The sequence below is a fragment of the Nocardia sp. Marseille-Q1738 genome (assembly GCF_965283145.1).
This window is the reverse complement of the sequence record NZ_CBDIMS010000002.1, coordinates 442450-465893: the sequence shown is the minus strand read 5'-3', so window position 1 is coordinate 465893 and position 23444 is coordinate 442450. Positions and strand designations below refer to the sequence as shown.

The window sequence follows — 23444 nt, the reverse complement described above, 5'->3', positions numbered from 1 at the left end:
AAGGCCGGGGTACGCACAACGCGCACGGCCGGAGCGAAGGCGGAGGTACGCCTATCCGCCCGCGAACGGCGGGAGTACGTCGACACGCGAGCTGAGGGCGGCCGCGGGGTCGCGGGTGAGTTCGTCGCCGATCAGGTAGGCGCACACCGACAGCATCTTGTCCAGGCCGGGGCCGTAGGCGGCCGCAAGGGTGGCGCGCAGGTCGCCCACCGTGGCGCCGGCCGGAAAGTCCAGGGTCTCGCTGTCCTTGCCGACCGCGTCGGCGATCGCGGCGAAGTAGCGGATCTCAACCACCGATGGCTCCCATCGTCCGCTCCGGCGGGACGAAGCCCTCGGCGTCGATGCCATGCCCCGCCCACTTGTTCCACATCGCGCCGCGCCAGAGCGTCGCGAGTTCCTCGTCGCCGGCGCCGGAACGCAGCGCCTGGCGCAGGTCGAACTCCTGATCACTGAACAGGCAGGACCGCAGCATGCCGTCCGCGGTGAGGCGGGTGCGGTCGCAGGTGTCACAGAACTTGCGGGTGACCGTGGCGATGATGCCCACGGTGCCCGGCCCGCCGTCGACCAGCCACTTCTCCGCCGGGGCCGACGGATCGGAGCGCCCGGACTCGGTGAGCTGGAACCGAGTGCCGAGCACGTCGAGCAGTTCGGCGGCGGTGACCATGTTGGCCCGGGCCCACTCGTGGTCGGCGTCGAGCGGCATCTCCTCGATGAACCGCAGCTCGCAGCCCTCGTCCAGGCACCAGCGCAGCAGATCCGGTGCGCCGGCGATGGTTTCGCGCATCAGCACGGCGTTGACCTTGATCGGGGCCAGTCCGGCGTCGCGTGCGGCGCGGATACCGGCGAACACGGATTCGAGACGATCGCGCCGGGTCAACTGGTGGAAACCGGCCCGGTCGACCGTGTCCAGCGACACGTTCACCCGGTGCAGCCCGGCGGCGGCGAGCCCGCGGGCACGGTGCTCGAGCCCGACAGCGTTGGTCGTCATGGCCAGCGGGATGTGCGGGACCTCCGCGTGGCAGCCGGCGATGATCTGCTCCAGCTCGCGGCGCATCAGCGGCTCGCCCCCGGTGAAACGGACCTCACGCACCCCCAGATCGCGCACCGCGAGGCGCACCAGCCGCACGATCTCGTCCACGGTGAGCAGTTCGTGCCGGGGAATCTCCGGCAGCCCCTCCTCCGGCATGCAGTAGGTACAGCGCAGCGAGCACTTCTCGGTGATGGAGACACGCAGGTCTCGGGCGACGCGTCCGAAACGATCCAGCAAATGGGGGGTGTCGGGACGGCCGTCGAGCGAGGGACGCCCGGAACGTACGGCGGGAATCCCGATCTCGACCAGAGTCACACGTCCATTATGACCGGCGGGCCCGAATCGGCAGCGGGCGGAAGGTCCACCGATGGCTCACCGCGGCGGGGCCCCGGCGGTGAGGCGCCCACATGTCGATGACCGCGACATAGCAGCACACCCGGTCACCGGATCGGCGCAGGCGGTGGAGACGGAAAGTCCCTGGCAAAGGGAGTTAGGCTGACCGCATGAACCCCCGGCCCGCGAGCGTTTCGGCCAGGCCCGTCGACGACTACCGCGACAGCATCGAACAGCTGCTGCGGCCGCTGGCCGCGCGCGCGGTCCAGTCCGTCGCGGTGTCGCGGGCGCTGGGCAGGCAGCTGGCCGAGGACGTCCGTTCGCCGATCGACCTGCCGGTGTTCCGCAATTCCGCGATGGACGGGTACGCGGTGCGGGCGGAGTCCGTGCTGGTCGCGCCGGTCACGCTGCCGCTGGCCGGTGTGGTCGCCGCCGGCGCTCCCGGCCGCACGCCACTGCCGCACGGCGCGGCCGTGAAGGTGATGACCGGCGCACCGCTGCCGCCCGGCGCGGACTGCGTGGTTCCGGTCGAGGACACGCACGCCGACGACAACACGGTGACCATCGAACGCGGCCGCGGCGCAGGCGAATTCGTGCGCGAACCGGGCACCGACGTCCGGACCGGCGACCTGCTCGTCCGCGCGGGAACCATGCTCGCGCCCCAGCACGTCGCGGCTCTCGCCGCGGTCGGACTGCCGACGGTGGCGGTGTTCGGCGCCGTGCGCGGCGCGGTCATCACCACCGGCGACGAGTTGGTGGCCGCGGGAGCCGCGCTACGCCCCGGACAGATCTACAACTCCAACGGCGTCGCGTTGGCCGCCGCGCTCGCGGCCAACGGGGTCGAGGTGGTCTCGGTGGCGCACAGCCCCGACGATCCGGCGCGATTCCGCGCGCTGCTGTCCGCCGCGACCAAGGCGGCCGATGTGGTGTTCACCTCCGGTGGCGTGTCCAAGGGCGACTTCGAGGTGGTCAAGGACGTGCTCGAGCCGCTCGGTGGACAGTTCGGCTCGGTGGCGATGCAGCCAGGGGGGCCGCAGGGGCTCAGTGTCGTCGACGGGGTGCCGGTGCTCAGTTTCCCGGGCAACCCGGTCAGCACGATGGTGTCGTTCGAAGTGTTCGCCCGCCCGATCCTGCGCCACCTCGCCGGCTTGCCCGAGGTGGACTGTTACGAACTTCCGCTGCTCACCGCCGTGCCGCGCTCCCCGGAGGGCAAGCGGCAATTCCTGCGCGGCAAGCTGGTCCGCGACCGGTCCGAGGAATCACGCCCGCTGCACCGGCGCCCGAAGGCGGTCGAGGTGGTGTCGGGACCCGGCTCGCATCTGGTGGCGGGCATGGCGTGGGCGGACGTGCTGATCGATGTGCCCGCCGAGGTCACCGCGCTGCCCGCGGGCGCGCTTGTGCGAGTGTGGTCACTATGAGTGAGCTGTCCCACGTCGACAACGAAGGTCGCGCCCGCATGGTCGATGTGAGCGCCAAGAACGACACCACCCGGATCGCCGTCGCCGCGGGCGAGTTGCGCACCACGGCCGAGGTGGTCGCGCTGGTGCGCGCCGACAACATGCCGAAGGCGGACGTGCTGTCCACCGCGCGCATCGCGGGCATCGCGGGAGCCAAGAAGACCTCGGAACTGATCCCGCTGTGTCATCAGCTGGCGCTCTCGTCGGTGCTGGTCGAGTTCGGATTCACCGACACCACCATCACGATCGAGGCCACCGCGAAGACCAAGGGACCGACCGGGGTCGAGATGGAGGCGCTCACCGCGGTCGCGGTCGCGGGTCTCACGCTGCACGACATGGTGAAGGCGGTGGATCCCGCGGCGACGCTCACCGACGTGCGGTTGCTCACCAAAGAGGGCGGCAAGCACGGACATTGGGAACGACCGGCCACCCCGGAGCAGCCGGAAACGACGATTGCGCAACCCGACGACGAGAACGCTTCGGCCGGTGCGGAGGAATTCTCGGAGGACACCGAGCCGGAATTCGACGAGGTCGAGCGCTCGGCCGTGGTGCTGGTCTCCTCCACGGGCGTCGCGGCGGGTACCCGGGTCGACACCACCGGCCCCGTGCTTGTGGAATGGCTTGCCGATCTCGGCTTCTCGGTGCGTGGTCCACTGGTTTATGCCGACGACGATATCGAGTACGGTCTGGCCGACGCGCTGCGCTTCGAGCCCGCGCTGGTGATCAGCACCGGCGGGACCGGCGCCTCCCCCACCGACGCGACCCCCGAAGCCACCCTCGCGCTGCTGGACCGCGAGCTCCCCGGCGTGGCGGAGGCGATCCGGCAGCGCGGCACCGCGAAATTCCCGCTCGCCGCGCTGAGCCGCGGGGTGGCCGGGCTCGCGGGCCGCTCGGTGATCGTGAACCTGCCCGGATCGCCCGGCGGCGTCGAAGACGGCATGGCGGTGCTGGAACCGCTGCTGGATCATCTGCTCGCACAAGTAGCCGGAGGTGGTAGTCATGACAACGGCTGAGGCCACGGTCCGGCTGGCCCGGATCAGCGACCAGCCGCTCGATCCCGATGAGGTCGAGGCGGCGGTGACCGGACCGCACTACGGCGCGGTCGTGGTGTTCGCCGGGAAGGTCCGCGATCACGATGGCGGACAGGCCGTTTCGGCTCTGGAGTACTCCGCGCATCCGCAGGCGGAGCGATTCCTGCACACCGTCTGCGCGGAAGTCGCCACCTTGCACGGCTTGCCGGTCGCCGCCGTGCACCGCGTCGGCTCGCTCGCCATCGGCGATCGTGCGATCGTCGTCGCGGTGGCGGCGGCGCATCGCGGCGAGGCGTTCGCCGTGTGCGCGGAACTGGTCGATCGGATCAAACACGAAGTCCCGATCTGGAAACGGCAATTGTTCGCCGACGGCCTGTCCGAATGGGTGAATGCCTGCGGGTGACCGGAGTACCTCGGCGGCGATCGCGAGAACGTCGACGTCATCGCGCGTCACGGTGTCCTCGGCTGCCTCGATGAACGTACGCGGCGGTGCGCCGGACCGCTCGTTGCCAGTACCGAATCGGTCCCGGCGAAACGTGGCGAGCTGCGCTCAGTGTGGTGTGTAGCGCCAGACGCCGAGCATGCTCTGCGGGTCGAGGGGGACCTCGGCGTCGTGCACGGAGTCCCGCAGCCGGGCCAGGGCCGCGTCGGTGTGCAGTCCGGCACCGATGAGCACCAGCCGCGCGCCACGGGATTCGCCCCGCGACCAGCTGCCCGGTTCGAAGACGATGTGGCGGCCGACCATGTGCAGGACGAACTTCCTGCGTTCGTCTGCCACGCCGAACGCGGCGAAACCCTTGGCCCGGAACAGACCCGGCGGCGGGTCCTCCAGGAAGCCGATCAATTTGCGCGGGTCCAGCTCGCGTCCACTGGTGAACGAGACGCTGGTGTAGTCGTCGTGCAGATGGCGGTGCCCGGTGTGGTCATCGTCGTGGTCGTGCTCGGCGAGCAGTTCGTCGAAGCTCAGTTGTTCGGCCACGCGAGGCGTTTCCCGCAGCGGTTCGTCGAACAGCAGCCCCGGATCGATCCGGCCGTGCGTCGTCGCGTACACCGGCGCGGGGCCGACCAGCGCGGCGACGTCCGCACGCAGCCGGGCCAGCTGCTCCGGCGACACCCGGTCGGCCTTGTTCACCACCACCAGATCGGCCAGCCGCAGATGCGTGCGCAGCTCGGGATGGCGTGCGCTGCTCTCCGGGAACTGCTCGGCGTCGACCACTTCGACCAAGCCGCCGTAGCGGATGCGCGGGTTGTCGCTGCCGACGACCATCCGGACCAGATTGCGCGGCTCGGCCAGGCCGCTTGCCTCGACCACGATCACGTCGATCTGGGCGCGCGGCTGCGCGAGGCGGGTGAACAACGCGTCCAGCTCGGTGACGTCGACCGCGCAGCACACGCACCCGTTGCCCAGCGAGACCATGGCGTCGACCTGCCCCGCGACCAGCATGGAGTCGATGTTGATCGCGCCGAAGTCATTGACAACCACGCCGATCCGGGTACCCCGATTGTTCCGCAGCAGGTGGTTGAGCAGCGTGGTCTTCCCGGAACCGAGAAACCCCGCGACGAGCACAACAGGAATCCGGTCAGCCATTCCGCTCACCCTACTGCGCGGCATGAGTGTGCGAAAAAGCCGGACGCCATCCTCGATGTGGCGAGGATGGCGTCCGGTGGGTTCGGTGTGCGGACTATTTCGCGGGGCCCAGCAGCATGCCCGCCAGGGTGTAGGCCAGGTCGATCAACTCCGTGCTGATGGCGTTGTCGTCCAAGCCGAGCGATTGCGCCAGAGGCAGCAGCAACTCCATGATCGAGCCCGGGGTCACGGTGAATCCGGGGACTTGCTGCGAATACGGTGTGCTCGGCGACTGAGCGGTGCCCGGCGCGTTCGGTGTCGCCGGAGTGCCCGGTGTGGATTGCGACTGCGGTGTGCCCGGGACCGTCTGCCCCTGCGGCACACCAGGGACGGTCTGCCCCTGCGGCACTCCCGGGATCGTCTGCCCCTGCGGCACTCCCGGGATCGTCTGACCCTGCGGCACACCAGGGACGGTCTGACCCTGCGGAGTGCCCGGGGTCGTCTGACCCTGCGGCATCCCCGGGATCGTCTGGCTTTGCGGCACACCAGGGACGGTCTGACCTTGCGGCGTGCCCGGGGTCGTCTGCCCCTGCGGAGTGCTCTGCTCCCCCGCCGGGCGGTCGGACGGCGTGCCCGGTTGCGGAATGGGCTGCACCGCCGACTGATCCGACGGCGCACCCGCCTGCGGTGTACCGAGCAGGTAGCCGACCAGCCCGGTGGTGAGGGCGATCGCGTGTTTCAGCTGGCCTTGCGCCGTCTCGAGCAGCGCGGCGTCCTCGGGATTGGCTCCGTTGCCCATCTCGAGGAAAACGAGCGGCACCGCGGTCAGCGCGGGCCCGGCGACATCCTTGCGGGTCTGCATGCCGTCCGTCACGCCGCCGTAGTTCGCCGAGACGAAGCCCGCCTGCCGGTACGCGTCGCGCACCGCCTGCGACGCGGCCAGTCCCGCTCCGGACTGGACCTGATTGACGATCGCGTTCGGAACGGGCAGTTCCGGGACGATCAGGTGGAAGCCGCGATACTCCGCGGGCGCGCTGTCGGCATGGATGCTCACGGCCACGGCGGCGCCGGACTGCGTCGCCGCGTTCGCCCGGTCATCGATGCAGCCACCCCAGCCCGTGTCGTCCTGGCGGCTCAGCACAACCCGCGCGCCCAGTCCCTCCAGCGCGGTTTTGACCATCTGGCTGACGTTCCAGTTGATCGTGTGTTCCGGAACGCCGTTGATCGTGTTCATGCCGGTGGTCTGGCAGTCCTTCGTACCGCCGCGACCGTCGCCGACCGGTCTGGCAAGGTTTTCGGAGTGATTCGACCCCTGGTGTCCGGGATCGAGGAATACGGTTCTGCCTGCGAGTTTGTTCGCCATGTTCGGCGATGCCGGTGCAGCCTGCGCGGTGGCAGGGAGCAAACCGGACAACGTCATCGTTACCGCGGCCGTGACGGCGGTACAGATACCGGCCTTGATGATGCTTGGCTTCATAGTGCGGTCGGTGCCCCGGGATGGGGCACCCCTCCCTTCCCACTTGTAACACCAAACCCACGATTCACTCTGGCAACGCCTGTCTCAGCAAGGCAAGGCGCGTTATCGAAGTGTTACAGCCTGCACCGCGCATTGCCGTCAGGCGCGCTGCGACAGTTTGCGCAGAGATCGCAGAGCGTATATCACCCGGGTCGACACAGAGCCGAACGGCACGCCGAATGCGTCGGAAATGCCCTGGTAGTTCGGGATCGTGCCGGTCGGAGAGCCCACTGTGTTGCGGGCAGCAGCGCCAATAGCTGGGCCCGACGACATATCGCGCGACTGGAGCCCGCGGCGTTGTTCGGCAGCACAGGAATCCCCGGATTCGGGCACACCACAGGGTCTGTTCTGGTAAGTGTGGCCGCGGAGATGCGGGGATCTCCCGAGTCCGCCGCGAGGGCGGGAGAACGACAGCCGCGACGCGGCGGTAGCACAGTCGAGGAGAACACCCTTATGCGTGCAAGCACGCTTCTACTCGCGGGGGCCACGGCCTCCGCGGTCACCCTGCTGGCCGCGGGGACGGCGGCGGCCGAACCGGCGAACACCATGCCGCAGGACGGCGTCTACCTGGTCGGCGTAGACATCCTCCCCGGCGTATGGGAGGCGCCGGGCACTTCCGATCCGGCCTTCGGCTGCGACTGGCGCAGGCTGTGGAAGGTCGAGGGGGACAACACGAACATGCAGAACATCATCGCCAACAACTTCACCCGGCTCAGCCCGGTCCGCGTGGAGATCAAGCCGACCGACGTCGCGTTCCGGACCGAGAACTGCGGCCCGTGGCGGTTGCTGCCGCCGCGGCCGCACACCGGATCCTTCGGCGGCTGAACCGCGGCTACCGGGAGACGCCCTCCTTCACCAGCGTGAACTGCATGACGTCGATATGCCCGCTACGGAAATTCGCCGCGCAGCCGGTGAGGTACTTCATGTAGCGCTCATAGACCTCTTCGGACGCGATCGCGATCGCTTCGGCACGGTGCTCGCGTAGCGCCTGTGCCCAGCAGTCGAGAGTGCGCGCGTAGTGCGGTCGCAGCTCCTGGATCTTCTCGGTGCCCAGGCCGACGCGACCGGCGAGCCGAGTCACCTCGGCCGGTTGCGGCAGCTGGCCGCCCGGGAAGATCTCCCGCTTGATGAAGATGTGGAAGAGCGCATGCTCCCTGGTCACGGGAATTTTCATACGCCGGAGGTCGTCGAGGGTGTAGCCGACGATGGTGTGCAGGAGCATTCGCCCGCCCGGCGGCAGCATCCGATGACAGCGTTCGAAGAATGTCGCGTAGCGCTCGCGCCGGAAATGCTCGAACGCGCCGATGCTGACGATGCGGTCGGCTTTGCCGTCGTACTCTTCCCAGCCCTGCAACCGGACCTCGGCACCTGTGAGGCGCTTCCGGTCGATCATGGCCCGGACATAGTCGTACTGGTTGCGGCTGAGCGTCAGGCCGACGACCTTGGCGCCGTACTCGGTGGCGGCGCGCAGCATCGTCGCACCCCAGCCGCAGCCGATGTCGAGCAGTGTCATTCCCGATCGCAGGTCGAGCTTCCCGAGCGAGAGATCGATCTTGGCGCGCTGCGCTTCTTCGAGCGTCATGTCGGGGCGCTCGAAATAGGCGCAGCTATAGGTCATCGAGGGGTCGAGGAACAGCGCGTAGAACTCGTCCGAGACGTCGTAGTGCGTTTGCACTTGCCGATAGAACGGCCGGAGGTCGGTCATCGCGTTTCTCCTGTTCAACGGGTTCATGTCCTGATACCCGCGCACACCGCGAAGCGTTTCACCCCTTGCGGACCGATATCGAACCGATGCCGAGATCTCGGGTGCGCAACGCCCGCAGGATCTGCTTACCTGCGGGGTAATCGACCCCACGCGCGGCGGCAGGGCAGGATCGCGCCCATGATCGACGAAACGGGCACCGAGCTCTTCCACAAGACCATGCCGTTCACCGAACGTCTCGGCATCGAGGTCCTCGCGCACGGAGCCGAGCTGGTACGCAGCCGATTGGCCTGGGACGAGTCGCTGTGCACCCTCGGCGGCGTGCTGCACGGCGGGGTGCTGATGTCGCTTGCCGACGCGACCGGCGCGGTATGCGCCTTCCTGAACCTGCCGCACGGCAAGCAGGGCACCACGACGGTCGAGTCGAAGACGAACTTCCTGCGCGCCGTCCGCTCCGGCTACGCCACGGCAACCGCGATTCCGCTGCACGCCGGACGTTCGTTCATCGTGGTCGAGACGGCGATCCGCGATGACGCGGACAAGCTGGTCGCGAAAGTGACCCAGACCCAAGCGGTGCTCTGACCCCGACACCGTCCCGCCACCGCGGGCGCCACGGCGACAAGATCACCCGGCACGGTCGAACCCGGTCCTGGCCGGCAGCGCCCGCACCAGCGGAATGCCGATGAACATCACCGGCTTTCCCGCCAGGCCGAACCAGCCGGACCGCAGCTACCGCACACACCCCACGAGACCGCGGCCACGGAGCGCGCACAGGCCAGCCGAGGGCTCCCGGAATCGAAGACAACATCGACCGACCTCCCACGGGCGAAATTGTCCCCGGCTAACGATACCGTTGCCGGGTGATTGTGACCGCCACCCCAGAAACCCGGCAGCAGCCGAGTGCCGTGGCGTGTCATCCCTTCTCTGGCGCCTTCGTCCTGGCCGATCCGGACCGTTCTCGGCTCGGCGAGGTCGCTGGTTCCCCATCAGCAAGCCCGAGGTCGATCTTGACAAGTACGCGATCCATTACCCCACCCACCGAGCGCACGTCCGCTTTGTCTGATTCGAGACAGGAGTTGCCGTTCGCCGGGCGGAGACGGAGACCGATTGTCATCGAACCCAGGACGACGCCGTCTCGATCGTCGGATATCACAGCGACGCAAAACATTTGGCATAACGACCGTGGGTGTTACTCTCTATCACATAGAGTCTCAGTGACGACACTCACCTCCGACACGCACCTCCCGGCGGGTGCGCCCGCTCTTCGTAGCCCGCGACCGCGGCCCCACCTCACGCTCTGCCCGCCAATTCGTGCGGCAAGGACGGAGATATCTGTGCGCGATGAACCACGATCAGCTTTCCGGACCGAGCGAATCGATGGTGCATCGATCGGAACCGAAGTCGTTCCCCTGGTACTGCTTCGGCGACGTGGCTGGGTGCACACCACCCTAACGGGCCTATGCGTCACGGCGTGACCGTGTTTGGGGAAGCGGAAGCGATGAGCAAGCAAACTGCCGGAATGACCGAACTAGCCGTGCGTCCGCGCGCCGCACCGGAAGCGATGAACACCGCACTGCGCGATCGCCTGATCGACGCGACCGTGGAGGTCGTGTCCACCGAGGGCCTGCACGCCCTCACCGTCCGCCGTGTGTCGCGCATGTGCGGAGTCTCCACGATGGCGGTGTACTCCAATTTCGGTGGCATGCCCGGCCTGATCCGCGCCGCGGGTTCCGCCGGCTTCGCGCAGCTGGGCAAGCGCATGGCCGAGGCGGGCGTGACCGACGAGCCGGTCGCCGATCTCCTGATGCTCGGCTTGGTGTTCCGCGACGAGGCACAGCGCAGGCCGGAGCTGTTCCAGCTGATGTTCGGCACCGGAACGCGCATCGATATGAAGATCAACCGTGGCAATGTGCTGGTGGCCGGGCATGACTCGGAGTTCGAGCACTACCAGGAAACGTTCGACCACGTGGTCGGGGCGGTGCGGCGGGCGCAGGACGCGGGACTGATCGATACTCCCGACGTCCGTTCGGCGGCCGCACAGTTGTGGATGGGCCTGTTCGGCTTCATCCAACTGGAGATGGCGGGGCACCTCGGTGACGACGGCCTCCTCGAGGTGCTGGTGCCCGCCATCGTGAATCTGCTCGTCGGCATGGGCGCCGAAATGGAGACCGTCGGCACCGCGGTCATCGTGGCGATGGAGCGGTTCACCGCCGCGCCCGGCGACTGATCCCCCGGCTCAGAACGGGAGCCGGGACCTGACCCGCTGGGCGCGCGCCATCGCGCGTTCGGCGGCGCTGCCGCGCGGCGGCATCAGGCCCAGTTGCAGCAGCATCTCCTGCAGGTCCCAGGAGGCCTGGCTGCGCCAGATCAGCCCGGAGCGGAACTGCCAGAGATCGATCACCAGCAGGTCGAACTTCTTGCCGGTGCCGGCGAACCCGGGCGGGTCGATCAGACCGAGATGCGTGCCGGTCATCCGCCACGGCACGATGGCGAGCCGGTTGTCCGCGGCCAGCACCGGTGCAAAGGGATTGGCATAGGCCACGTCCGGAAACGAGCGCACCGTGTCGGCGACGAACTTCTCGACTCCCGCGCGACCGTGCGCGGTCTCGGACATCGACGGATCGTGCCAGATGGTGTCCTCGGTGACGCATTTCGCGACGGCCGCCGGGTCCGCGCTGTTCCAACCCGCGATGTATTTTTCGGTGAATTCGGCCAGCCATGCCACGCTTTCGATGGGTTCGGCCTCCGCCTCGATTCGGAACTGTCCGGTGTTGTACGGATCCACGGCGCGTCGCCTTTCACCCCGAGTGCGTAATCGACGAGTCATAGTAGCCACTCCCCCGCCTCTCCGCACCTTCAGGCCGTACCAGTCGGGTGGCGGGTGGATTTGCGTTCAGGTCCTGCGTTGGGGCCGTTCGAGTTCTGGGGTTCCCGGCGAGTTACCCATGTGCTCACGAAATCAGTTGTCACGTTGGCATGGACATGTCGGCAACCGGATCGCGGCAGGAGTGAATAACGCTGTAATTCTGCGGGATTCGGCACCCGATAACCATGTAATAACAGGGGAATAATGCTGTCATACCAGCTCTTACCTGCGGTGATGCTCGATTTGGTATCAGCAAATGACGCAAGGGTTTTCGCCCGTGTACCGCACGATTACGTATTGACCTCCGCTAATCGACGCTCCTACCATGGGTGGACACTGACCTCCGACCACGGAACTACTTCACCTCCGGACGGCGCCTGCGACGGAACATGTTTGCCGGCGTCTCATTCCGGTTGTCTCCACGCTGATTCGATGGCGCCGTATCTGAAACCGCGGGCGTTTTTCGAATACCTGAGCATCAGGGGATTTTGCATGTCCAATGTAGCAATTGTCGGTATCGGCTGCCGTTTTCCGGGCGGCATCGATGACCCGGCGTCTTTCTGGGACTTCGTCGTACGCAAGGGCGACGGCATCGTGGAAGTGCCGCCGGACCGCTGGAACCTCGCGAAGTTCTATGACCCGGACCCGGACGCGCCCGGCCGGATGTACACCAGACACGGCGGATTCCTGACCCAGCCGCTGTGGGAGTTCGATGCCGAGTTCTTCGGTATCTCCCAACGCGAGGCCTCGATCATGGACCCGCAGCAGCGGCTGTTGCTCGAGGTCGCCTGGGAGGCGCTCGACGACGCCGGGATGGCGGGCCGAGTGAGCGGTCGCGAGGTCGGGGTGTTCGTCGGCGGCTTCATGAACGACAACGCGCTGGTGCGCAGCGGAGCGGTGTCCCGCGCCTCGATCAACAGCCACAGTCCGACCAGCTCGTCGCACACCCTGCTGTCGGCACGCATCGCGTTTCTGCTGGACCTGCTCGGGCCCACCATGACCATCGATACCGCCTGCTCTTCGTCACTGGTCGCATTGCACCAGGCGGTGCTCGCGCTGGAGTCGGGGGAATGCGAGACGGCGATCGTCGGCGGCGCCAACGCGATGTTGCGGCCGGAGGCGTTCATCTCGATGTGCAAGGGACGCTTCCTCTCCGTCGACGGCCGGTGTAAGTCCTTCGACGCCGCGGCCGACGGGTACGGCCGCGGCGAGGGCGCGGGCGCGGTCGTGCTGAAGTCGCTGGAGGCGGCCGTCCGCGACCGCGACCGGATCTACGCGGTGGTGCGCGGCAGCGGCGTCAACCAGGACGGCCGCACGCTGGCCATCCCGGTGCCCAACCCGGACGCGCAGGCGACCCTGGCCCGGCGGGTGCACCGGCTGGCGGGCATCGACGCGCACGACATCCGCTATGTGGAAGCGCACGGTACCGGGACGCCGGTCGGCGACCCGCTCGAATTGGCCGCGCTGGGTGCGGTGTACGGCGCGGTCGAGGGCCGCGACGAGCCGCTGCCGGTCGGTTCGGTGAAGAACAACATCGGGCACACCGAAGCCGCCGCGGGCGTCGCGGGCGTCATCAAGGCGGCGCTGACCTTGCACCACGGCGTCATCGCGCCGCAGCTACGGCTGGACAACCCGAACCCGGAGATCCGGTTCGACGAGCTGCGGGTACGGATTCCGCTGGAAGCCGAGCCGCTGCTCAACTCCGACGGGCAGGCCGCGGTGGCGGTCAACAGCTTCGGCTACGGCGGAACCAACGCGCACGCCGTCCTCACCCGCGCGCCCGAAGCGCCAAGGCAGGATGCCGAGCGGACATCGATCACGGTGCTGCCACTGTCGGCGCGCAATGAGACCGCGCTGCGCACCATGGCCACCCAGCTGCACGAGCTGACCGAGGCCGCACCCGTCGGCGCGGTGACCGAGGCGGCATGGACCCAGCGCGCGCACCATCCGATTCGCGCCGCGTTCGCCTACCGCGACCGCGACGACCTGCGGGCCCAGCTGGCCGATTTCGCCACGGGCGCGGGCAAGTCGCCCGCCCGCGCACTCACCAACGGCTCCACCGAGCCGGTGTTCGTGTTCAGCGGAATGGGCCCGCAGTGGTGGGGCATGGCTCGCGGCCTGCTCGAGGCCGGCGGTCATTTCGCCGCCGCGGCGCGCTCGATCGACGAGACCTTCCGTGAGATCGCGGGATGGTCGATCGTCGAGGAACTCCTGCGGCCGGAAGAACAGTCGCGGATCACCGAGACCGCCTACGCCCAGCCGGCGAACTTCCTGGTGCAGGCCGCGCTCACCGAGGAACTGGCCGAACTCGGCATCCGCCCCGCCGCGGTGGTCGGCCACAGCGTCGGCGAGGTGGCGGCGGCGTATGTCTCGGGTGCGCTGTCGCTGCGCGACGCGCTGCTGGTGAGTTACCACCGCGCCAGGTTGCAGGCCACCACCGCGGGCACCGGCGGCATGCTTGCCGTCGGGCTGTCGGAAGAGCAACTGCGCGAGCGTCTCTCGGGTATCGACGGCGTCTGCGTCGCGGCGGTCAACAGCCATTCCGCGGCCACGCTGTCCGGCGATCCGGCCGAATTGGACCGGATCCGGGCCGAACTCACCGACGAGGGCATCTTCGCCAAGGCGCTGCGCGTCGAAGTGCCTTACCACAGCCATTTGATGGACCCGATTCTCGGTGATCTCACCACGGTGCTGGGCGATCTCGCGCCGCAGTCCGCGCGGGTGCCGATCTGGTCCACCGTCACCGGCGGCGAACTCTCCGGTCCGGACTGGGACGCCGCCTACTGGTGCCGCAACGTGCGCGAGCCGGTGCTGTTCGGCGCGGCTGTGGACAGTCTGCTCGACGCGGGTCACCGGGTCTTCCTGGAAGTGGGGCCGCACCCGGTGCTCAGCGGCAACATCCGGGAGGCATTCGTGCGCCGCAGCCTCGACGGCGCGGCGATCAGCACGCTTTCCCGCGACGCCGACGACCGCGACAACTTGCTGCGCGCGGTGGGCCAGCTGTACCAGGCGGGCGGGATGGACACCACGTCCGTGCCCGGCGCGCCGGAAACCCCTGCCCCGCACCTGGATCTGCCGCGCTACCCGTGGCAGCGCCGCACCCTGTGGACCGAGGACCCCGCGACCGAAGCCGATCGCGTCGGGGCGACCGACGGGTACGTCATGCTGGGCCAGCGCACCGCGGCGTCCGCGCCGGAGTGGCAGGTCGAGCTGTCCGTGGCCGCCCTGCCGTGGCTGCCCGATCACGTGGTGGACGGGTCGGTCGTGCTACCGGGCGCGGCCTACCTGGACGCCGCGCTCAGCGCCGTCGCGGTGCGCACCGGCCGCACGACGTTCGGGCTGGAGTCGGTTCAGTTCGTCGCGCCGCTGGTCATCGGCCAGCACGACGTGCCGGTGCTGCGCCTCACGGTCGAGGAGACCACCCGCCGGTTCACCCTGCGCTCGCGCGCCGCCACCGGCACCACCTGGACGGTCAACGCGCACGGCAGGCTGATCGAGGCGGACGTCGACGCGCGCACGATCGACCTCACCGCGCCGGTGGGCGCGGTGGACGTGGCGGCGGAGACGCTCTACGACGGGCTCGCCGCGCACGGGCTGGCTTATGGCCCGAGCTTCCGGCTGATCACCGCGGCCCAGGTCGGCACGGACTCCGTGCTGGCCCGGCTCGATCTCACACCGTTGGCCGACAGCGCGCCGAGCCTGCCGCACCTGGCTCATCCCGCGGCGGTCGACGCCGCGCTGCAGTGCTTCGCCGCCCTCTACGCCCAGACCGCACAGGGTCCGAGCGTCGTGGTGCCGTCCTCGGTCGCCGGGGTCCGCTGGACCGCGCCGCTGCCCGAGCAGGCCGTGGTCCTGGTCCGCCGGGTCGACGGCGATCCGCTGCACGCCGACATCACCGTGGCTTCGCCGGAAGGCGCTGTCGCGCTGGTGCTTTCGGGCGTCCGATTCGCGACCCTTGCGGCCGAGCCGGATCTGCACGACCAGCTCGACGCGCTGTTCTACGAGCCGGTGTGGTCCATCGTCGAAGACGCCCCGGCCACCGACGAGCCCGCGGACGGCGAGGAGTTCCTGCTCGTGGTCAGCCTGGGCAGCACCGTGTCGCAGCGGGCGAAGGAAATCGCCGGCGCCCGCACCGCGTCCGAGATCCTCACCCTGGTGCCGGAGGAAACCGGCGCCGCCGACCATGTGCTCGCGGCTTTGCGCGCCGCTCAGCAGGAATCCGACGTGGCGCGCACACGCCTCGTCGTGGTGTCCGGCGCCGAACTGGACGCCGTGCCCAACGCCTACGGGCTCGCACTGGTCGCCAAGGCGGTCGGCGAACTGGTGATGGGCGAGGAGGAGCGCGAAGCCCCGGATGCCGAGGTGCGCGCGGTGGTCGTCACCGAGCGTGCCTTCTGCCTGCCGACCGACGACTTCGCGCAGCCCGCGCAGGCGGCGCTGACCGGCGCGCGACGCACGTTGCGCAACGAACAGCCCGCGGTGCAGTGGCGGCTGGTGGACACCGAACCCACCACCCGCGCCGCCGACATCGTCGATCAGGTGCTCGGCGACGGGTCGGCCGACGAAGTCGCGCTGCGCGCGGGCGCGTGCTGGGCTCTGCACCTACGCCGGTCCCTGCGCGAGCGGCTGGCGAGCTGGGACGAGCCCGCGCCGCTGGCGGATCCGGAATCCTCGTTCCGCCTGGAGATTCCGCGTTCGCGGATGCTGACGGATCTTGCCTGGCGCGCCGCGGACCGGGTCGCGCCAGGGCCCGGCGAGATCGAGATCCGGGTGGAAACGGTCGGCCTCAACTACAAGGACGCGCTGAAGGTGCTCGGCGTGCTCACCGAGAAAGAGCTGGCCGGAACGTATTTCGGCACCACATTGGGCATGGACGGTTACGGCGTCGTCGAGCGGGTCGGCCCCGGCGTTACCGAAGTCGCGGTGGGCGACCGGATGTCGGTGTGCACCAGGGACATGGTCCGCCGCTACCTCACGATCCGGCCCGACGACGGCGCCACGATGCCGCTGGACTTCGTGGACGCGGAGATCGACCCCTGCCACTCGAGTTCGGCGCTGCCCGCTCTCACCGCCGAGTACGCCTTCGACGACCTCGCGCACCTGCAACCAGGCGAAACGGTGCTGGTGCACGGCGCAGCGGGCGGCATGGGCATGGCGGCGGTCCAGGTCGCGGTGAACCGCGGCGCGCGGGTGATCGCGACGGCGAGCTCGGACGAGCGGCGCGCGATGGCCACGGCGCTCGGTGCGCACGAGGTGATCAATTCGCGCTCGATCAGCTTCGTCGACGATGTGCTCGCCCTGACCGGCGGGCGCGGCGTCGACGTGGTCTACAGCTCGGCCCCCGGCGAGATCCTCCAGCAGAACTTGCGCGTGGCCGCCGAGTTCGGGCGGATCATCGAGATCGGCAAGGCCGACATCTACGGCGGCGGGACCATCGACCTGCGCCCGTTCGACCGCAACCTGTCGTTCTTCGCCGTGGACATGGACCGCATCCTGGCTGTGCGGCCGGAAATCGTCCGCAACGGGATTCGCCGGGTGACGGAAGCGTGCGTCCAGGGCATCTACGAATACCTGCCCTACACCGCGTTTCCGCTCGACGCGACCGCCGAGGCATTCGAAACCGTGGTGCGGTCCAAGCACACCGGCCGGGTGGTCCTCGATCTGCGCGAGCCGAATCCGGTGGTGCTGCCCAAGCGGCCCGGCCTGCCCATCGATCCCGAAGGCAACTACCTGGTGACCGGAGGGTTCGGCGCGTTCGGTCTGGCTACCGCGCGCTGGCTGGTCCGCGTCGGCGCCCGTCGCCTCGTCCTGGCGGGGCGCAGCGGCGCTACCGGGGACGCGGCCCGTGCCGCGGTGGCCGAATTCGCCGCCGCCGGAGTGCAGGTCGTCGAGGAACGCCTCGACATGGCCGACTACGACGCCGTCGCCGCGCTGATCGAGCGCATCCAGCGCAGCGGTCACCCGCTGCGCGGGGTGTTCCACGCCGCGGGTGTGGTGAACAACCGCGAGGTCCCGCAGATCACCGCCGAGTCGCTGGCGGAGATCTTCGGGCCGAAGGTGGCCGGTGCGCTGAATCTGGACACCGCGATCACCGCCGCGGACATCGACCTCGACATGTTCGTGCTGTTCTCCTCGGCGAGCAGCGTCATCGGCATCCTGCCGCAATTCGGTTACGCGGCAGCGAATTCCGTGCTCGACATGATCGCTGCCGCGCGGCGCGCCCGCGGCGCCGCCGCACTGGCGGTGAACTGGGGCTTCATGAGCGGTGGCGGCGGGATGGCGGACTACGAGGCGGTCACCCGGTACGCGGAGCGGACCGGTTACCGCTCGGTGGACATGGACCTGGCCACCGACCTGCTCGGTGAATGCCTGCGGCTGGACCTTTCCCAGGCCGTGGTGTTCGACGTGGATTGGAGCCAGTGGGCACTGGCGCACCAGGCGTCCGCACGCACGCCGCGCTTCGCCGAGCAGGTGGCGGCCGCGGGCGGAGGAGCATCCGGGGCCGACGCGCTGCGGGCGGAAATCCTGCAGCTGGGTGTCGAGCAGCGCGGCGAAGTGGTCGCCTACCTGCTCGCCGAACAGCTCGCCGCGGTGCTCGGCGTCGACCCCGAGACCGTGGATCTGAACACTCCGCTGCCGGAACTCGGCATGGACTCACTGATGGGTATGGAGTTCGCCGCACGCGTCGTGCAGGTGCTCGGGACCCAGCTGTCGGTGCTGGCGGTGATCGGACTGACGTTGCGGGGGCTCGGCGCGCGAATTGCCGAGCAGATTGCCCAAGAAGAAGAGCGTGCGGCGAGAGCGAGGACGAATTGACCGCCAACAACTCCCGTGACCTGGCCCGCGCGCTGCTGGCCAGGCACGCGGGCGGCGAAACGACCGCCGCCCCGGCGACCACGAAGGTGGCGCAAGCCGGCAACGGCTCCGCCAAGGCCACGAACGGATCCGCGACGGCCACGTCGACCGCGGCCAACGGCAACGGCGCGCGGCGCGGGGCCGCGCACACGTCCTTCCGCGACCACCCCGGCGTGCTCGACGCCGCGCAGCGGTTCGGCCGGTTCGACACCTGGGTCCAGCAGATCGGTCTGGTGAACCCGTACTACCTGCCGCACGAGGGCATCAGCGGTGCGGTGACCCGGATGGCCGACCGGGATGTGGTGAACTTCAGCAGCTTCGGCTACCTGGACTTGGCCGCCGACCCGCGGGTGCGGCAGGCGGCCAAGGACGCGATCGACCAGTACGGCACCTCCGCCGCCGCGGTCCGCATCGTGGCGGGCGAGCTGCCGATCTACCGGGAGCTGGAAGCCGAGCTCGCCCGCATCTACGACACCGAGGCCGCGCTGGTGACCGCGAGCGGTTACCTGACCAATGCCGCCGCGGTCGGATTCCTACTCGGCAAGCGCGATCTCGCCGTCTGCGACGCACTGATCCACCACAGCGTCGTCTCCGGCACCGAATGGTCACGCTGCAAAAGGGTTTCGTTCCGGCACAACGATCCCGAGTCGCTGGAGGCCATCCTGAAGATGTCCCGGCGCAGTTTCGACCGGGCCATGGTGATCATCGAGGGGCTCTACAGCATGGACGGCGACGTGGTGCGGCTCCCCGAGATCATCGAGGTCGCCCGGCGCTACGACTGCTCGATCATGATCGACGAGGCGCATTCGTTCGGCACCCTCGGCGCTACCGGCCACGGTGTGCGCGAACTGTTCGACCTGCCCGGCGACGCCGTGGACGTCTGGATGGGCACGCTGTCCAAGGCGCTCGGCAGCGTCGGCGGCTATCTCGCGGGCAACCGCGAACTGGTCGACGGATTCAAATACGTCGCAGGCGGATTGAGCATGTACACCGCCGCACCCGCCCCCTCGGCCATCGGCGCCGCGCTGGCCGGGCTGGAGGTGCTGCGCGACGAGCCGGAGCGCGTGACGCAGCTGCGGCGAAACAGCGAATACTTCCACCGCCGCGCCAGGGAGTTCGGCTTCGACATCGGCACGTCCGAGGATTCGCCGATCATCCCGGTCATGACCGGCGCCGACGAACCCGCCGTGCTGGCCGCGCTGGCGATGTTGCAGCGCGATTTCAGCGTCAACGCCATCACCCACCCGGTCGTCCCGGCCGGGGAGGCCAGGCTGCGGTTCTTCATCAACTGCAGGCACACCGAGCAGCAAATGGACCAGGCGCTGGCCACGCTGCGCGAGGTGCTCGACGGTCTCGCGGATACCGCGGGAAAGCAATTCACTCTCGCTCATGAGGAGGAACAGCGCTCGTGAAAATTCCCATCAACCCATCCCTCCTCCGAAAAGCCGTGGTACCCGCGGTAGCCCTGCTGCTGATGGGCTCGCTGTTCATTCCCGCCCGCTCGGCGCTGCTGCCCATCCACGACGACGCGGGCGGGCCTATCGCGAGCAAGTTCGACTTCACCCCGATGCCGATCGCCCTGCCCAAGGGACTGCCGACCGATCGCAAGATCCGCCATGTGCGTCCGGCCTACGACCACCTGGCGGCCTGGATCTCATCGATCGGCGCGGCCATCGCGATGAACGACTTCGACGGCAACCGGCTGGCCGACGACCTGTGCGTCGTCGATCCCCGCTCGGACACCGTCTTCCTGAGCCCGACGCCGGACAGCAACACCAGCCGCTACGAGCCGTTCGTGCTGGATCCCAAGCCGCTGCCGATCGACGAGTCCAGTGTGCCGTCGGGCTGCACACCCGGCGACTTCAACGGTGACGGCCGGATGGACGCGCTCGTTCAGTTCTACGGCCGCACGCCGATCCTCTATCTCCAGCGCTCGAACGCCAACCGCTTGGACAGCAAAGCTTTCCGTCCGGTGGACCTGGTCCCATCGCCCGAGTCCCCGCCGGGCAGCTATCACGGCCAGCGCTGGATCACCGCGGTGGTCTCGGTCGCCGACTTCGACGGTAACGGCAAGCCGGACATCTTCCTGGGCAACTACTTCCCCGACATGGACGTGCTGACCGACGACGCCAAGCTCGCGCTGCGGATGAGCGACTCGCTGTCCAACGCGCGCAACGGCGGCAAGGCCCGTATCTTCACGCTGGCCTCCGCCAAGTCGGGCGACGAGCCGACCGCCGACTTCCGCGAGGCGGCCAATCCGTTCCCGATCGGCACGGACACCGGATGGGCGCTGGCCGCCGCGTCCAGGGACCTCAACGGCGACCAGCTCCCGGAGCTGTACGTGGCCAACGACTTCGGCCGTGACCGCCTGTTCGTGAACCAGTCCACGCCGGGTGACATCCGCTTCCATCTCGCCGAAGGCGAGCGCGGCCTCACCGACCCGAAGTCATATGTGATGGGCCATGATTCGGACAAGGGCATGGCCGCGGAATTCGGCGATCTGAACGGCGACGGCATGCCGGACCTGTTCGTCAGCAACATCGCGGTGCGGTTCGCGCTGATGGAAGGCCACTTCGCCTGGTACAACACGGCCAAGGACACCGCGGACGCCGCCCGTCAGCTGGCCGAGGGCGTCGCGCCGTTCGAGAACCGCGGGACCGATGTCGGCCTGGCCTGGGAGACCTGGGGCTGGGACGCCAAGACCGGCGACTTCGACAACGACGGCCGCAACGAGCTGGTCCAGGCCACCGGCATGATCAAGGGCGACACCAACCGGTGGCCGCAGATCCAGGAACTCGGCACCATGAACGACGAACTGGTCAAGTACCCGTGGGCCTGGCCGGTCGTCGGTGCGGACGCCGATCTGGCCGGCAGCGATCCGATGGGCTTCTTCAGCCGCGGTGACGACGGCAAGTTCGCCAACCTCACCCACGCACTCGGGATGGACACCCCGGTCCCCTCGCGCGGCATCGCCGTCGGCGATACCTCCGGCAACGGCGCGCTCAGCTTCGCCGTCGCCCGCCAGTGGGGCGATCCGACCTTCTATCACAACAACAAGGCGAACAACGGCCAGTTCCTCGGCCTGAAGCTGGTCAAGCCGACCTGGGAGGGCACGACCACCACGACCACCGCGGCCGGGCTCCCGGTCCAGGGTGTTCCCGCGGTGGACGCCCAAGTGGAGGTGCGCACGCCGGACGGCCGGCTGATCACCAGCTACGTCGACGGCGGCAGCGGGCACACCGGAAAGCGCGCAACCGAAGTACATCTCGGCCTCGGCGATGTCGATCCGGCCGCACCGCTGAACGTCCTGATCCGGTGGCGTGCGAACAACGGCACGCCGCACGAACAAACCCTCCAGCTCGCGCCGGGCTGGCACACCGTGAACCTCGCCTCGGACGCGCAGGAGGTCAAGCAGCGATGAGCGACAACGACAAGAAGGATCCGGACGACGCGGTGGCCGCGTCGAACGGCCATCCCGAAACCACTGGCAGTCCGGACGGCAACGGCAGCGCGGCCAACGGCGGCCCCGGCGGCAAGGGCACGGCCACCACCGCGGAACGCATCTCGGCCCTGCAGAAGTCGGGAACCGAGTTCGCCAAGGAGTGGGTGGAAGCGCCAGCGCCCACGAAAGATCCGCGTTACCTGGCGCTGCGCAACTTCGCCATCTCGATCACGGTCTTCAATGTGATCGGGTTCCCGCTGCTCGGTTTCGAGCAGCCGTTCCTGTGGCCGTTCATCGCGCTGGCCACCGCGTACTCCACCGAAATCGGCTTGGAAGTCCTCGCCGCCTGGGCGTACAAGCGGCCGCCCGCCTTCATGGGCCGCGGCCCGCGCGGGCTGTTCGAGTTCCTGCTGCCCGCGCACATCACCGGTCTGGCGTTCAACTTCCTGGTGTTCGCGCACGACAAGCTGTGGCCGGTGATCTTCGGCGTCGTGGTCGCGGTGGGTACGAAGTGGGTGCTGCGCGCCAAGATCAACGGCAAGTGGCGGCACTTCATGAACCCGTCGAACTTCGGGATCGTGGTCGCCTTCCTGGTGTTCCCGATGATCTCGGTGGCGCCGCCGTACCACTTCACCGAGTACATCTCCGGGCCACCGGACGCGATCATCGTGCTCCTGCTGCTGACCACCGGCACCATGCTGAACGCCAAGCTGACCAAGAAGATGCCGCTGATCTTCGCGTGGGTGACCGCGTTCGCGTTGCAGGCCATCGTGCGCGGGATCTTCGAACCGAACATCTCGATCCTGGCCGGTCTGAGCATGATGACCGGCCTGGCGTTCGTGCTGTTCAGCAACTACATGGTCACCGACCCCGGCACCACGCCATCGGGCAAGAAGCAGCAGATCATGTTCGGCGCGTCGGTCGGCATCCTGTACGGCGTGGTCACCGCGCTGCACATCTCCTACGGGTTGTTCTTCGCGCTGGTCATCGTGTGTTCGGCCCGTGGCATCTACTGGTGGGTGCGCAGTGGCGTCGAATGGTGGCAGCAGCGCTCGGAGACGCCGAGGGCACCGGAGCCGACCGGGCCGGTCGCCCCGGATGAGGACGAGCCCGCCGAGTTGGCGACGGAGGCGGCCCGCCCATGACCGACAGCGCCGAGCTGCGCCGCGTGCTCGGCGCTTTCACCACCGGTGTCACCGTGGTCACCACCGGGTGGCCACGGCCACACGGGATGACCGCCAACGCGTTCACGTCCGTCTCGCTGGATCCCCCGCTGGTCCTGGTGTGCGTCGCCCACACGGCGCGCCTGCACCGGGCGATCCACGAGGCGGGCGCGTTCGCCGTTTCGGTGCTCTCGGCAGGACAGGAGCCGGTGGCACGGTATTTCGCCGACTCGGCGCGGCCCGACGGCAGCGCGCAATTCGACCAGGTCGAGTGGTTTCCCGGACCGCACACCGCCGCGCCGATGCTGGCGAACGCGGCGGCGGGCCTGGAGTGCAAGCTCGACGCCGTCTTCGACAGCGGCGACCACAGCATCGTCATCGGCGAGGTCGTACACGCCGAACGCGACGCCGAACTGGCCGCCTCGGGAGCGCTGACGTTCTTCGACGGCGGCTTCCGTCCTTTCATCCCTCGAATCCCTTGA

17 protein-coding genes are annotated in these 23444 nt (G+C 68.7%); 11 read left to right on the top strand and 6 right to left on the bottom strand.

Features of this window, described 5'->3' with window-relative positions:
* Positions 1-51: 51 nt before the first annotated feature.
* Together ACWPXK_RS10550 and moaA are read right to left on the bottom strand one after the other, a co-directional pair.
* Entirely contained in the window at positions 52-294 is a 243-nt protein-coding gene (locus tag ACWPXK_RS10550; protein WP_454195881.1) for a MoaD/ThiS family protein, read from the bottom strand.
* A complete protein-coding gene (gene moaA / locus ACWPXK_RS10545) occupies positions 287-1345 on the bottom strand; it encodes a GTP 3',8-cyclase MoaA (RefSeq protein WP_454195880.1) in 1059 nt (352 codons plus the stop codon). Before moaA ends, ACWPXK_RS10550 begins: the two co-directional genes overlap by 8 nt.
* Positions 1346-1533: 188 nt before the next feature.
* On the opposite strand from moaA, the gene ACWPXK_RS10540 reads away from it, so the two are divergent.
* Genes ACWPXK_RS10540 through ACWPXK_RS10530 form a run of 3 tightly spaced genes read left to right on the top strand, consistent with a single transcriptional unit; the run spans position 1534 to position 4254 of the window.
* Positions 1534-2781 (top strand): molybdopterin molybdotransferase MoeA, encoded by a 1248-nt coding sequence (locus ACWPXK_RS10540; RefSeq protein ID WP_454195879.1) that lies wholly within the window; start codon positions 1534-1536, stop codon positions 2779-2781.
* The gene (gene moaCB, locus ACWPXK_RS10535; RefSeq protein WP_454195878.1) at positions 2778-3833 is read left to right on the top strand and encodes a bifunctional molybdenum cofactor biosynthesis protein MoaC/MoaB; all 1056 of its coding nucleotides are present in this window, start codon (positions 2778-2780) and stop codon (positions 3831-3833) included. The genes ACWPXK_RS10540 and moaCB overlap by 4 nt, the downstream gene beginning before the upstream one ends.
* On the top strand, positions 3820-4254 hold the full coding sequence (locus ACWPXK_RS10530; RefSeq protein ID WP_364324203.1) for a molybdenum cofactor biosynthesis protein MoaE: 435 nt from the start codon (positions 3820-3822) through the stop codon (positions 4252-4254). Before moaCB ends, ACWPXK_RS10530 begins: the two co-directional genes overlap by 14 nt.
* 147 nt (positions 4255-4401) lie before the next feature.
* Here the strand turns inward: ACWPXK_RS10530 and ACWPXK_RS10525 are convergent, their stop codons facing one another.
* Together ACWPXK_RS10525 and ACWPXK_RS10520 are read right to left on the bottom strand one after the other, a co-directional pair.
* Complete coding sequence (locus ACWPXK_RS10525) at positions 4402-5439, bottom strand: CobW family GTP-binding protein (protein ID WP_454195877.1); 1038 nt, start codon at positions 5437-5439, stop codon at positions 4402-4404.
* Positions 5440-5533: 94 nt separating this feature from the next.
* Positions 5534-6895: an N-acetylmuramoyl-L-alanine amidase gene (locus tag ACWPXK_RS10520; protein ID WP_454195876.1), complete on the bottom strand. Its 1362-nt coding sequence runs from the start codon at positions 6893-6895 to the stop codon at positions 5534-5536.
* A gap of 492 nt (positions 6896-7387) precedes the next feature.
* Between ACWPXK_RS10520 and ACWPXK_RS10515 the strand changes: the two genes are divergently transcribed.
* Positions 7388-7759, top strand: a complete 372-nt coding sequence (locus ACWPXK_RS10515; RefSeq protein WP_454195875.1) for a hypothetical protein — start codon at positions 7388-7390, stop codon at positions 7757-7759.
* A gap of 7 nt (positions 7760-7766) precedes the next feature.
* Here the strand turns inward: ACWPXK_RS10515 and ACWPXK_RS10510 are convergent, their stop codons facing one another.
* Positions 7767-8639, bottom strand: a complete 873-nt coding sequence (locus ACWPXK_RS10510; RefSeq protein ID WP_454195874.1) for a cyclopropane mycolic acid synthase family methyltransferase — start codon at positions 8637-8639, stop codon at positions 7767-7769.
* Between the two features lie 177 nt (positions 8640-8816).
* On the opposite strand from ACWPXK_RS10510, the gene ACWPXK_RS10505 reads away from it, so the two are divergent.
* Positions 8817-9218, top strand: coding sequence for a PaaI family thioesterase (locus ACWPXK_RS10505; protein WP_454195873.1), 402 nt, complete (start codon positions 8817-8819; stop codon positions 9216-9218).
* Positions 9219-10155: 937 nt separating this feature from the next.
* Positions 10156-10863, top strand: coding sequence for a TetR/AcrR family transcriptional regulator (locus tag ACWPXK_RS10500; RefSeq protein ID WP_454195872.1), 708 nt, complete (start codon positions 10156-10158; stop codon positions 10861-10863).
* A gap of 9 nt (positions 10864-10872) precedes the next feature.
* Here the strand turns inward: ACWPXK_RS10500 and ACWPXK_RS10495 are convergent, their stop codons facing one another.
* On the bottom strand, positions 10873-11421 hold the full coding sequence (locus tag ACWPXK_RS10495; RefSeq protein WP_454195871.1) for an ester cyclase: 549 nt from the start codon (positions 11419-11421) through the stop codon (positions 10873-10875).
* Positions 11422-11994: 573 nt separating this feature from the next.
* Between ACWPXK_RS10495 and ACWPXK_RS10490 the strand changes: the two genes are divergently transcribed.
* The 5 genes from ACWPXK_RS10490 to ACWPXK_RS10470 are packed head-to-tail and all read left to right on the top strand — an operon-like array spanning position 11995 to position 23444.
* Positions 11995-18318, top strand: coding sequence for a type I polyketide synthase (locus ACWPXK_RS10490; RefSeq protein ID WP_454195870.1), 6324 nt, complete (start codon positions 11995-11997; stop codon positions 18316-18318).
* Complete coding sequence (locus ACWPXK_RS10485) at positions 18315-19769, top strand: aminotransferase class I/II-fold pyridoxal phosphate-dependent enzyme (protein WP_454195869.1); 1455 nt, start codon at positions 18315-18317, stop codon at positions 19767-19769. The genes ACWPXK_RS10490 and ACWPXK_RS10485 overlap by 4 nt, the downstream gene beginning before the upstream one ends.
* A complete protein-coding gene (locus ACWPXK_RS10480) occupies positions 19766-21778 on the top strand; it encodes a CRTAC1 family protein (RefSeq protein ID WP_454195868.1) in 2013 nt (670 codons plus the stop codon). Before ACWPXK_RS10485 ends, ACWPXK_RS10480 begins: the two co-directional genes overlap by 4 nt.
* A complete protein-coding gene (locus tag ACWPXK_RS10475) occupies positions 21775-22944 on the top strand; it encodes an enediyne biosynthesis protein (protein ID WP_454195867.1) in 1170 nt (389 codons plus the stop codon). Before ACWPXK_RS10480 ends, ACWPXK_RS10475 begins: the two co-directional genes overlap by 4 nt.
* A complete protein-coding gene (locus tag ACWPXK_RS10470) occupies positions 22941-23444 on the top strand; it encodes a flavin reductase family protein (RefSeq protein ID WP_454195866.1) in 504 nt (167 codons plus the stop codon). Before ACWPXK_RS10475 ends, ACWPXK_RS10470 begins: the two co-directional genes overlap by 4 nt.

Bases quoted from the DNA above. Each gene is read 5' to 3' on its own strand.
- ACWPXK_RS10540 (WP_454195879.1), top strand. From the start codon at position 1,534: ATGAACCCCCGGCCCGCGAGCGTTTCGGCCAGGCCCGTCGACGACTAC.
- moaCB (WP_454195878.1), top strand. From the start codon at position 2,778: ATGAGTGAGCTGTCCCACGTCGACAACGAAGGTCGCGCCCGCATGGTC.
- ACWPXK_RS10530 (WP_364324203.1), top strand. From the start codon at position 3,820: ATGACAACGGCTGAGGCCACGGTCCGGCTGGCCCGGATCAGCGACCAG.
- ACWPXK_RS10525 (WP_454195877.1), bottom strand. From the start codon at position 5,439: ATGGCTGACCGGATTCCTGTTGTGCTCGTCGCGGGGTTTCTCGGTTCC.
- ACWPXK_RS10520 (WP_454195876.1), bottom strand. From the start codon at position 6,895: ATGAAGCCAAGCATCATCAAGGCCGGTATCTGTACCGCCGTCACGGCC.
- ACWPXK_RS10515 (WP_454195875.1), top strand. From the start codon at position 7,388: ATGCGTGCAAGCACGCTTCTACTCGCGGGGGCCACGGCCTCCGCGGTC.
- ACWPXK_RS10510 (WP_454195874.1), bottom strand. From the start codon at position 8,639: ATGACCGACCTCCGGCCGTTCTATCGGCAAGTGCAAACGCACTACGAC.
- ACWPXK_RS10505 (WP_454195873.1), top strand. From the start codon at position 8,817: ATGATCGACGAAACGGGCACCGAGCTCTTCCACAAGACCATGCCGTTC.
- ACWPXK_RS10500 (WP_454195872.1), top strand. From the start codon at position 10,156: ATGACCGAACTAGCCGTGCGTCCGCGCGCCGCACCGGAAGCGATGAAC.
- ACWPXK_RS10490 (WP_454195870.1), top strand. From the start codon at position 11,995: ATGTCCAATGTAGCAATTGTCGGTATCGGCTGCCGTTTTCCGGGCGGC.
- ACWPXK_RS10475 (WP_454195867.1), top strand. From the start codon at position 21,775: ATGAGCGACAACGACAAGAAGGATCCGGACGACGCGGTGGCCGCGTCG.
- ACWPXK_RS10470 (WP_454195866.1), top strand. From the start codon at position 22,941: ATGACCGACAGCGCCGAGCTGCGCCGCGTGCTCGGCGCTTTCACCACC.